Origin of the sequence: Janthinobacterium sp. AD80 (assembly GCF_002878455.1) — a bacterium.
In the GTDB taxonomy this organism is placed as follows: domain Bacteria; phylum Pseudomonadota; class Gammaproteobacteria; order Burkholderiales; family Burkholderiaceae_D; genus Janthinobacterium.
Window position 1 is genome coordinate 1 of sequence record NZ_NRDQ01000287.1, and the last position, 2,849, is coordinate 2,849.

At 69.4% G+C, this 2,849-nt stretch carries 2 protein-coding genes; both read left to right on the forward strand.

Annotation, left to right across the window (positions count from 1 at the left end):
• A partial coding sequence (locus JaAD80_RS28730; RefSeq protein ID WP_146012600.1) for a phenylacetate--CoA ligase family protein occupies nt 1-997 on the forward strand: 997 nt, incomplete at its 5' end.
• Nucleotides 998-1,036: 39 nt separating this feature from the next.
• On the forward strand, nt 1,037-2,849 hold a 1,813-nt coding region (locus JaAD80_RS28735; RefSeq protein ID WP_146012601.1), incomplete at its 3' end, for a sulfatase-like hydrolase/transferase.

Sequence of the window (2,849 nt, forward strand, 5' to 3'; positions counted from 1 at the left end):
TCCAGGCGGCGAGCCGCTGCAGTTCTTCCTCGGGCGGCGGCGCATCAGCCACGACATCGCCGCCAAGTGGCGCGCCACGCGCTGGTGGGGCGTGGATATCGGCGACCGCGAAGCCGTGCTGTGGGGCTCGCCCATCGAGCTGCGCGCGCAAGACCGGCTGCGCCGCGTACGCGACGCGCTGCTGCGCACCACCTTGCTGCCCGCCTTTGCCATGTCGCCCGCGCGCCTGGCGCACTACGTGGAGCAGCTGCGCCGCCTGCGCCCGCGCATGCTGTTCGGCTACCCGTCGGCCCTGTGCCGCATCGCCAGCCATGCGCAGGAGCACGACGTGCCGCTCGACGGCCTGGGCGTGAAAGTGGCGTTCGTCACGGCCGAACGGCTGTACGAGGAACAGCGCGCGCAGATCGCCGCCGCCTTTTCCTGCCCGGTGGCGAATGGCTATGGCGGGCGCGACGCGGGCTTCATCGCCCACGAATGCCCGGACGGCGGCATGCACATCACGGCCGAGGACATCATCGTGGAAATCGTCGACGCCGGGGGACAACCGCTGCCCGCAGGCCGCACGGGGCAGATCGTCGTCACCCACCTGGCCACGCAGGACTACCCGTTCATCCGCTACGCCACGGGCGACGTGGGCGCGCTGGGCACCGCGCCCTGCGCCTGCGGGCGCGGCCTGCCGCTGCTGCAGCACATCGAGGGGCGCAGCACGGACTTCCTCACGGCGGTGGACGGCACCGTCATGCACGGCCTGGCCCTCGTCTACATCGTGCGCGAACTGCCGCAGGTGCGCGGCTTCAAGATCATCCAGGAAAGCCTGCTGCGCACGCGCGTGCTGCTGGTCTGCCTGCCGCGCCTCGACGCGGCCACGCGCGCCGCCATCGTGAGCGGCTTCCAGGCCAGGCTGGGCGCGCAGGTCGATATCTCCATCGAGGAAGTCGACGAGATCGCGGCCGAGGCATCGGGCAAATACCGCTATGTGGTGAGCCGGGTGGCATAGATCCCCTCAACGCAGCATTGTCAGCAGGAGGTAGCCGCCATGCATCGCCACCGCATCCGTTCCAACCAGTTCCTGGTGCTGGGACTGACCGCCTGGCTGGCCTGCAACCTGGTCTTGCGCTGGCTGTACTGGCCCCTATTCCAGTCGCACGGTCCGTTCGGCATCGCCCAGCCGGCGCTGCCCGACCTGTTGCTGATGGTCGCCTGCACCCTGTGCAGCGCCCTGCTGTTCGCCCTCGCGGGCCTGCTGCTCGGCGCCCTGCATGCGCGCCGGGGCGACGTGCTCATCGCCGTCTACGCGGCCCTCTCGCTGATCGCGCTGGAAGCCGATATCGGCTGGTATGCGATGTCGAAATCACACGTCACCCTGGGCGACCTGCAGCTATTCCTGACGCAAAGCTGGCAGCACCATTTCGGCATCCAGCCGCACGACATCTGGCGTTTTGGCCGGGTCGCCTGCGCGCACATCGCCGCCGTATGCCTCATTTATTATGCGCACCGCCAGCTGCGCCGCCATGCGGGCGCACACCCGGCGCTGGGCTGGCTGCGGCGGGCCTGCGCCTGGCGCCACGCGTTTGTCCTGCTGCTGCTCCTGGTGCTCGCGGGCCAGGCCTACACCATGCTGCGCCGCGGCGGCGAGTATGCGCGCACCGTGTGGGACGTCGCCGCCAGCGCCAATCCGTATTACATTTCGGCGGCCGACCGCTGGCTGCGCAAGGCGCGCCTGCCCAGCGCCTGGGTCGAGTTCAACGCCCGCCTGCAGGCCGCGCGCGGCCAGGCCAGGACGCCGCAGCCGCTAGCCGTGCCGGCCAGCCTGGCCCTGCGCACGGCACCCGCCAGGCGGCCCGACATCCTGTTTCTCACCATCGAAAGCTGGAACGTCAGCCTGGCCGACCGCCACGCGATGCCGTATTTTGCCTCGCTGGCGCAGCGCTGCCATATCGGCGGCAACCATTATTCGGGCGCGAATCAGACGGAACTGGGCATACTCAGCCTGCTGTACGGCGATCCGACCATCTTCTTTGCCGGCTACCGCCAGCACGCGGCCGTGGTGCGCCAGTCGCCCTACATCGCGGCGCTGGGCAAACTGGGCTACCGCACGGGCCGCGTGGTCAGCGACCTGACGCAGCAAAACACGATCCCGCGCTACCTGGCCAGCTTCAACCAGGCCGAAGTCGTCAACCAGTCTGACTGGGAAAACATCCACACCATCGCCGCGCGCCTGCGCCATCCGGCGCCCGCCTTCATCCACGCGCACTACTACGGCACGCATTATCCCTACCTGCACGCGCCCAATTTCAGCGCGCACCAGCCGGAAACGCCGCCCAGCTTCAATTTCCAGAGCGCCAACCTGGCGCTGAACCGGGGCGCCGTCATCAACCGCTACCGCAACACCCTGGGCGAACTCGATGCCTGGCTCAAGGCCCTGCTGCAGCAGATCGACCTGTCCTCGACCATCGTCGTCATCACGGGCGACCATGGCGAGGAGATGTTCGAGACAGGCCGCCTGGGCCACGCCTCGACGCTGGACGCGCCGCAGATCCGCACCCCGCTGGCCATCTGCGCGCCCGCCGCCCTGGCCGTCGCCACGGGCGAATCGGCGCTGCTGTCGTCGCACGCCGACATCTTCCCCACCGTCTTCCACATGCTGGGCCTTGAACACCGCCTGTCCGCCATCGGGCGCAGCCTGCTGGGCGAACAGGCGCCTAAGGTCGCGCTGGTAGCCAAACAGAACCACGGCAAGACACCGCTGCAATGGGCCGCCGTCACGCCGGCCGGCACCCTGTACCTGACCCTGGGCAGCGACGGCAGCGTTGCCGCCACGGGCGGCGATGCGGCGCTGGCGGCGGCGT